The 8,355-nt window shown below is 49.5% G+C and carries 11 protein-coding genes; all 11 read left to right on the forward strand.

Features of this window, described 5'->3' with window-relative positions:
• Positions 1-48 precede the first annotated feature (48 nt).
• Entirely contained in the window at positions 49-486 is a 438-nt protein-coding gene (locus J3350_RS10960) for a radical SAM mobile pair system MarR family transcriptional regulator (RefSeq protein ID WP_207686634.1), read from the forward strand.
• On the forward strand, positions 483-1,172 hold the full coding sequence (locus J3350_RS10965; protein WP_207686635.1) for a radical SAM mobile pair protein A: 690 nt from the start codon (positions 483-485) through the stop codon (positions 1,170-1,172). Before J3350_RS10960 ends, J3350_RS10965 begins: the two co-directional genes overlap by 4 nt.
• Complete coding sequence (locus tag J3350_RS10970; protein WP_207686636.1) at positions 1,160-2,068, forward strand: radical SAM mobile pair protein B; 909 nt, start codon at positions 1,160-1,162, stop codon at positions 2,066-2,068. Before J3350_RS10965 ends, J3350_RS10970 begins: the two co-directional genes overlap by 13 nt.
• Before the next feature lie 58 nt (positions 2,069-2,126).
• Positions 2,127-2,894 carry an EFR1 family ferrodoxin gene (locus J3350_RS10975; protein WP_207686637.1) on the forward strand — a complete coding sequence of 256 codons (768 nt, stop codon included), beginning with the start codon at positions 2,127-2,129 and terminating at the stop codon, positions 2,892-2,894.
• 27 nt (positions 2,895-2,921) lie between these two features.
• Complete coding sequence (locus tag J3350_RS10980) at positions 2,922-3,548, forward strand: alpha/beta fold hydrolase (RefSeq protein WP_207686638.1); 627 nt, start codon at positions 2,922-2,924, stop codon at positions 3,546-3,548.
• Between the two features lie 32 nt (positions 3,549-3,580).
• Positions 3,581-3,985, forward strand: a complete 405-nt coding sequence (locus J3350_RS10985) for a C-GCAxxG-C-C family protein (RefSeq protein WP_207686639.1) — start codon at positions 3,581-3,583, stop codon at positions 3,983-3,985.
• 260 nt (positions 3,986-4,245) lie between these two features.
• Positions 4,246-5,274 (forward strand): glycoside hydrolase family 172 protein, encoded by a 1,029-nt coding sequence (locus J3350_RS10990; RefSeq protein WP_226947204.1) that lies wholly within the window; start codon positions 4,246-4,248, stop codon positions 5,272-5,274.
• Between the two features lie 106 nt (positions 5,275-5,380).
• Positions 5,381-6,298 (forward strand): serine hydrolase, encoded by a 918-nt coding sequence (locus J3350_RS10995; RefSeq protein WP_207686640.1) that lies wholly within the window; start codon positions 5,381-5,383, stop codon positions 6,296-6,298.
• A gap of 235 nt (positions 6,299-6,533) precedes the next feature.
• A complete protein-coding gene (locus tag J3350_RS11000; RefSeq protein ID WP_207686641.1) occupies positions 6,534-6,983 on the forward strand; it encodes a low molecular weight protein-tyrosine-phosphatase in 450 nt (149 codons plus the stop codon).
• A gap of 305 nt (positions 6,984-7,288) precedes the next feature.
• On the forward strand, positions 7,289-8,047 hold the full coding sequence (locus J3350_RS11005) for a cyclase family protein (RefSeq protein WP_207686642.1): 759 nt from the start codon (positions 7,289-7,291) through the stop codon (positions 8,045-8,047).
• A gap of 18 nt (positions 8,048-8,065) precedes the next feature.
• Complete coding sequence (locus J3350_RS11010) at positions 8,066-8,275, forward strand: hypothetical protein (RefSeq protein WP_207686643.1); 210 nt, start codon at positions 8,066-8,068, stop codon at positions 8,273-8,275.
• Positions 8,276-8,355 lie beyond the last annotated feature (80 nt).

The following is an 8,355-nucleotide window of genomic DNA, read 5'->3' on the forward strand; positions in this document are numbered from 1 at the left end:
GCTCCTATATAGTATGTTTTTAATAAACTACTATATAGGAGCTTTTGTATGGAAATGAATGGAGGATTTCTTGTCACCAAAATAAAACAGCTTGGAGACCGGATTTTCGAGAAGATTCTCAGTGAAAAGAATATTGATGCGTTTAATGGAGCCCAAGGGCGTATTCTTTATGTGCTGTGGCAGAAGGATGGTATTTCAATCAGGTCACTCTCGACTAAATGCGGATTAGCGATAACATCTCTTACGACGATGCTGGAAAGAATGGAAAATCAAGGGCTGATAAGCCGTGTTCCGTCTGAAACGGACAAAAGGAAAACGCTCCTGTTTCTGACTGAGAAAGCACATGCCTTAAAGGGCGAGTACGATTCTGTATCGGATGAGATGGGCAGTATTTACTACAAAGGTTTTTCAGAGGAAGAAATTACCCGGTTTGAGGAATGCCTCGACCGCATCAGAAAGAATCTTGAGGAGTGGCAGAAGTCATGAGTATTTGTATCAAAGATCAGATTCAGAACATGAATATCGTCATTGGCTGCACAGTGGGGTGTACATATTGCTATGCCCGCAACAACGTGAAACGCTGGCATATGATGGATGACTTCGCTGACCCTGAATTCTTTCCGGGTAAGCTCAAGATGATGGAAAAGAAACGTCCGCAGAACTTTCTTCTTACCGGCATGAGCGATCTCTCTGGATGGAAGCCGGAATGGAGAGACGAGGTATTTGCAAAGATCCGTGAAAATCCACAGCATCAGTTCCTGTTCCTTACCAAGCGACCTGATTTGCTGGATTTTGATACCGATCTGGAAAACGCATGGTTTGGCGTTACGGTGACGAGGAAAGCAGAACTGTGGCGTATTGACGCCCTTCGGAAAAACGTCAGAGCAAAACATTACCATGTTACCTTTGAGCCGTTATTCGACGATCCCGGCACAGTTGACCTTTCCGGAATCAATTGGATCGTTGTCGGCACCATGACCGGAGCTCAGAGCAGGAAGATTCATACGGAGCCGGAATGGGCATGGTCTCTGGCGGACCAGGCACATAAGCTCGGCATTCCGGTGTTTATGAAGGAAGACCTTGTCCCTATCATAGGGGATGAAAATATGATTCAGGAAATGCCGGAAGAATTTAATAAAGTGTTAGAGGTACAGAAATCATGGAAGAAGTAATAAATGGAATCCTCATTCGTGAGGTGGAAACAAAGAACATCATGACGAAGTCTAGTCTGCCGGTAGGCGGTTACTCGGTCAATCCCTATGTGGGCTGTACACATGCCTGCAAGTATTGCTATGCTTCTTTTATGAAGCGCTTTACCGGGCACACGGAAGAATGGGGCACTTTCCTTGATGTGAAGCATTGGCCCGAAATTAAAAATCCGAAGAAATATGCCGGACAGCGTGTGGTCATCGGTTCTGTGACAGATGGCTACAATCCACAGGAGGAGCAATTTGGGAATACCAGAAAACTTCTGGAGCAGCTGATCGGCAGTGACGCAGATGCTCTGATCTGCACAAAGTCTGATCTTGTGGTACGAGATATTGATCTGCTGAAGAAGCTTGGACGAGTAACCGTTTCATGGTCGATCAACACACTGGATGAAAATTTCAAGAACAATATGGACTCTGCTTCGAGCATTGAGCGGCGTATCGCTGCTATGAAGCAGGTATATGAAGCAGGTATCCGTACAGTCTGTTTCGTATCCCCGGTATTTCCCGGTATCACGGATTTTGAAGCCATCTTTGAGCGGGTAAAGGATCAGTGCGATCTGTTCTGGCTCGAAAATCTCAATCTTCGAGGCGGTTTCAAAAAGACAATTATGGATTATATCGCCGAAAAACATCCTGATCTTGTGCCACTTTACGACGAGATCTATAACAAGCATAACCGCAGCTACTTTGAAGCACTTGAAGTAAAAGCCGCGGAAATGGCTAAGAAGTATGATTGTCCCTTTGTGGATAATGAAATGCCTTATGGAAGAGTCCCGCAGGGACATCCGGTGATCGTAGATTATTTCTATCATGAGGAAATCCGAGGGACAGAGAATACCGGAAAAAGAAATCGCTAACTTCCAGTTTGCCGGGTAGACAGACATCTAAAAAACATGCAAAAACGAGGAAATTGCCATGGTACTATATTTTTCGGGAACCGGCAACAGCCGGTATCTGGCGCGGCGCATTGCCGAAGGGTTGGAGATGCCGCTTTACGACCTGAACGCCTGCATCAAGGCAGGGAATACCGCCCCGGTGCAGACCGGGCGGGATGTGGTGCTGGTCACGCCTACCTACGCATGGCGCATCCCCAGGGTGGTGTCGGAGTGGCTGGGCAAGACCACGCTGACCGGGGCAGAGCGTATCTGGTTTGTGATGGATTGCGGCAGCGAGATCGGCAATGCAGCAGGCTATAACCGGCAGCTTGCGGCGCAAAAACACCTGCAGTATATGGGCACAGCCCAGATCATCATGCCGGAAAACTACATTGCCATGTTCAATGCACCCCGGAATGAGCAGGCACGGAGCATCGTGGAGCAGACAGAGCCTGCACTTCAGGAGATACTGACCCGGCTCAAAGCCGGGCAGGAGTTTCCTGCGCCGAGAGAGAACCTCTATGACCGTTTTATGAGCGGCCCGGTGAACCCGGTGTTCTATCGGTTTTTTGTAAAAGCGGATGCCTTCCGGGCAACGGATGCCTGCATCGGCTGCGGTAAGTGCGTGGAGCTGTGCCCCCTGAACAACATCCGTCTGGAAAACGGCAAACCGGTCTGGGACAAGGACTGCACCCACTGCATGGCGTGCATCTGCTACTGCCCCAAAGAAGCCATCGAGTACGGCAAGAAGAGCAGGGGAAAGCCACGGTATCACTTTGAAGCACTGGAAAAGAATCAGGACGTATGAAGAAAAAACGATGATGGTAAAAAGTATATGAAGTATTTATACTTACATGGATTAGGACAAAAACCAGACAGTTGGGACAGAGTAATAAAAGAAACGAAGGTCTCGGACAGCAGCGTCTGCTTGAGTTTGGCAGAGATGCTGGAGGACAAAGCGGCCACTTATGGGGAACTGTATGCTGCATTTTCAGGAGAGTGTGATAAGGAACATGATGAAATCGTCTTGTGCGGGCTTTCCTTGGGTGCTGTTCTGGCACTTAATTATGCGATAGACCATCCGAATAAAGTAAAGGCACTGGTGCTAATTGCAGCACAATATAAAATGCCTGAAAAGCTATTGAAGTTCCAGAATATGCTGTTTCGCTTTATGCCGAATACAATGTTCAAGCAATTTGGATTCAAGAAAGCCGATGTGATCAGTTTGTGCGGTACGATGACGGAATTGGATTTCGGGGATTCATTATGTAAGGTGTCCTGTCCGGCATTGATCGTTTGTGGGGAAAAGGACAACGCAAACAAAAAAGCCTCAAAGGAACTTGCCAGTTATTTGAGCGATTCCCACTTCCATGAACTTCTGAAAGCAGGTCATGAAGCAAACATAGAATCTCCGGAGGAATTGGCAACAGTGTTACAGAAATTTTATGATAATGTCGAATAAACTACGATTCATCAAAGAAAGAGGATTGTAAAATGAACGTCGAAGAACGGGCGGCACAGGCTGCCGCATGGAAAGCTACTGGACAGTGCAACTGTGCACAGGCGGTGCTGAAGGCATTTGAGGACAAGCTGCCGGTGGATGCCGACACCCTGATGAAGCTGGGCGCAGGCTATGCCGCCGGCATGGGCTGCATGGAGAGCACCTGCGGCGCACTGATCGGCGCTGTGATGGTGGCGGGCATTGTCACCGACGGCAAGGGCACACCCCGCATTTCCAAGGAACTGCTGCAAAACTTTCAGGAAAAGTGCGGTGCTACCATCTGCAAGGATCTGAAGGGGATAGAGAACGGCGCACCGCTGTGCCCGTGCCCGGAGTGCGTCCGCAACGCTGTTCTGGCACTGGGCGAGGTGCTGAGAAGAAGGGCTGCAAAATCCTGAATGGTCTTGGTATGTCCAGCTCCAGAGGGCTGCTCAGATCGAATTATGGATCGGATAGAAGGCTCCACTGGATGTGATGCGAAAAGAATTAAAGGAGATTATCAGGGAAGAAAATGAGAAGACGCAGACGGAATGATTCTGTAATTCCGTCACTTCATGGGAGATAAATGTTATAGTGAATTTATAGCGAATAGAGAAACGCGATAGCGTAGTAAGCAATCATTTCAGATGATCAAGGTTTGATCAGAGAGGAGAAGAATATGAACAACTATTGTATGATCCAGAACTCCAAAACGTTTGCATTTTCCGCAGAGAATCCAACCGGTGTACGCGCAGGTGGTTCCCAGGGCGGTGACTGCACCAAGCTTCGTCCGACCGTGACGATTCCTGCAGGGGAAACCGTAACTCTGGTAGATGCTGCAGGACCGGGTGTGATCCAGCATATGTGGTTTACCGGATATGTAGGGCACCATTTTATCATCCGTATGTATTGGGATGATCAGGAATATCCGTCTGTGGAAGCTCCGCTCTCTGCATTCTTCGGATGTGCCTATGATGAAAATTTCGTGGACAGGGATGGCAAATATCCGGTGTTGAATTCTGCCATGATGCTGGTAGCTCCTGGTCGCGGCTATAACAGCTATTTTGAGATGCCGTTCCATAAGAGAGCTCGGATCACGATGGAAAACCGTGGTGACAAGGATGAAAATCTCTATTATATTATCACCGGAGCTTATCAGGAGATTCCAGCGGAAGCTGGTTATTTCCATGCCACCTATCGCCAAGAGCACCCGGTTCAGAAGGGTCGTACCTACACAATCGTTGACGGAATCGAAGGCAGGGGACAATTTGTCGGTGTGACTCTGGCAACTGGTATGAATGGCAACAATACCTGTTGGGTAGAAGGCGAAGCCCGCATGTATCTGGACGATGATCCGTATCCGTCTATCCACTATACCGGAACTGAAGACTACTTCGGCGGTTCCTATGGATTTGGAAATGACATCATCATCAAGAGCTATCAGACCTTCAGCGGCTTATATACAGGCATGTATGCAATCTATGGAGACAACCGGGAATTCTATAACGGACAGCAGAGATTCCTGCTGTATCATTTCCATATTGCAGACCCGATCCGTTTTGAGAATAAGTTTCGTATGACACTCGACAACATGGGCTGGACCGGACCGCGTTACGATGATTACACCAGTGTTGCTTATTGGTATCAGACCCTGCCGTCCGCACCGCTGATGCCACTGCCGACAGATGCAGAGATGTGTATGAGATAATAGAACCAGATTGGAGATGTCAGATAGATTGGTTTTAACCTTGCGACACGTCGCATCGGTTATATCGGACTGACATCAGAGATTTGCCGGAAAGGATAGAGGTATTATGCTACTGGAAAAGAAGTTTTTGGAATTTCATCGTTATGCCAGCAGCCACAATCTGCCGCTGGAAGCTATCAGTGTCGGAGATGAGAACAAGGTACTCTGTGAGATGCACTACGCAGCAAATGCACCGAGAAATATTTATTCACATACCAAGAGTTTTACGGTAACAGCAGTTGGACTCGCAATAGAAGAGGGAAAACTAAGCCTGGAAGATCATGTGGCGGAAGTGTTTAAAGATAAACTTCCTTCAAATCCGGATCCAAATCTGGAGAAGATTCAGTTGAAACATCTGCTCTGCATGTCCAGTGGCTTTGGTAAGGCACTTCTGATGAATGCGGACAGACGTCCGGGCGTCGGCGCACCGGATTATGAGAAATATATGATGGCACAGCCGGTTCCTGTGGAGCCAGGCAGTGCATTCTGCTATTCCTCTGCCGACAGTATTCTGGCTGCTCATATGGTAGAACGGGCCGTTGGCAAGCGGATGGGAGAGTATCTGTATGAGAAGGTATTCCAGCCCCTTGATATGGGATGGCCGCTCTGGGAGCATGATCCACAGGGACATCCGAATGGCGGCGGAGGTATGTATCTGACTTGTACCGAGATGATGAAACTGGGACAGCTCTATCTGGCTGAGGGTAACTGGAAGGGCGAGCAGATTGTCAGCAGGGACTGGGTGCAGGAGGTGTCCACCCCGAAATTTACCTTCGAGCCATCTGCAGATCTCTGGCATGTAGGATATGGCTATCAGTTCTGGATCAGTCCATATCCAGAATCCTATCGTGCTGATGGCGCATTCGGACAGATTACAACGATTCTCCCAGAGAAGGGATTGGTTGTTTCCATCCAATGTCCGGAGCGAGGTAATTTCGATCAGGTGAAACGTGCGCTGCATGAACATTTTCTGATGGAATTGTAAGAATAGACTTGCAACAATATGCTATAATTTGCCCAGAAACCGTACTTTTGGCTGAAAAGGCTTAAAATCAAGGCTTGTAGGGAATGTGGATGGGATTTGTACCCCCATTTGTACCCCTGATTTCTCAAAAACATGAGATTTTATGAGAAAATATGAGAGAATACATGATTTTGAAAAAGTTCCATAGAGCCAGTAAAATCAGGGCTTGAGACGATATGAGAGGATATAAGAGATTATGATAAAAGTATTATTCATCTGCCATGGCAATATCTGCCGCAGCCCTATGGCGGAATTTGTGATGAAGGACTTAGTGGAAAAGGCGGGAATTTCCGCACAGTTTGAAATTGCCTCGGCGGCCACAAGCACCGAGGAAATTGGCAACCCGGTCTATCCGCCTGCCCGGCGCAAGCTGGCTGAGCATGGCATCTGCTGTGCAGGCAAGACCGCCCGGCAGATGACCCGGCGGGACTATGAGACCTACGATTATCTCATCGCCATGGACCGCAACAACCTGCTGAATATGGTGCGGTTTGTGGGCAGTGACCCGGAGCATAAGGTCTCATTGCTGATGGAGCACACCAGTCGCCCTGGCGATGTGGCAGACCCGTGGTACACCGGGGATTTTGAAGCCACATGGCAGGATGTGCTGGAGGGCTGCACCGCCCTGCTGGAAGAGCTGCGATAAAAGGGAAAGGGGATGACGAAACGTTATTGCAAGGGCGAACGGTTTGCTGACCTGTCGTTTGCCGGGGAAGTCTTTGATAGTATAAACCTATTGACATGGTAAGAAAATGGGCTTATACTATCCCCAACACAAGGAAGGGAGCGCAGACAGATGAAATATACAGCAGATGCCCGGCACAGGCTGCCTGGGCGAATGCGCTGCTCCCAGACAAATTTCCGGCAGACAGACTGAGAAAAAACAGGAAGATGCCGTTGTCTGGGAGAAGCGCCCGAACATACTTCGTCACAATAAAAGGAGAACCGACAATGGCTGATTGTAAACTGTGGAACGCACTGAAAAATGCTAAAAAATATCGCTGGGTGGAACTTTCTCACTCGCTGAACAACGAAAGCCCCTACTGGTCCGGCATCCCGGAAGGCTCTGTGGAGCTGGCAAAGACCGTGTGGGACTGGGGCAAGCCGGAACTGGAATGCTTGATCCAGACCTTCAAATTCCCCGGACAGTTCGGTACCCACATCGACTTCCCGGGGCACTTCATCAAGGGCAAAGCATTGTCCGAAAGGTACGATGTGAACGACCTGATCTTCCCGCTGGTGGTCATCGATATTTCCCAGCAGGCCAAGAAAGACCCTCGCTACGCTGTGACGGTGGAGGACATCAAGGCCTATGAAGCAAAGTACGGTCCTATCCCGGATGGTGCGCTGGTGGCTCTGCGCAGCGACTGGTACAAGAAGTGGCCGGATATGGATGCGCTGTCCGGCATCGACGCAGAGGGCAAAGAAAATGCCCCCGGCTGGTCGCTGGAAGCATTGGAGTATATCTACAAGGTGCGCAACGCCGCCGCCAACGGCCACGAAACGCTGGATACCGATTCCTCTGCGGTGGCGGAGGAAAAGGGAGACCTTGCCTGCGAGCGCTATGTTCTGGACAACGACAAGCTGCAGGTGGAGGTGCTTGCAAATCTGGATAAAGTTCAGCCTGCCGGTGCGGTGGTCATCGTTTCTTATCCCCGCATTGAAGGTGCAACCGGTCTGCCTGCACGGGTCTGGGCCATTACCGAATAAGAGCGGAGAAGTGGGAAAATGTCCTTTGAAAAAGCAAAAGCAGACCTGGAAGAAAAAGGTCTGGGAGACCATGTCATTGTGCTGAACGAGTCCTCAGCTACGGTGACCGGCGACAGCGACCGCACCGCCCGCGCCATTGCGGCGCAGGTGGGGGCACACCCCGCATTTCCAAGGAACTGCTGCAAAACTTTCAGGAAAAGTGCGGTGCTACCATCTGCAAGGATCTGAAGGGGATAGAGAACGGCGCACCGCTGTGCCCGTGCCCGGAGTGCGTCCGCAACGCTGTTCTGGCACTGGGCGAGGTGCTG

This window comes from Faecalibacterium sp. Marseille-Q3530 (assembly GCF_017377625.1).
GTDB lineage: Bacteria > Bacillota > Clostridia > Oscillospirales > Ruminococcaceae > Faecalibacterium > Faecalibacterium prausnitzii_E.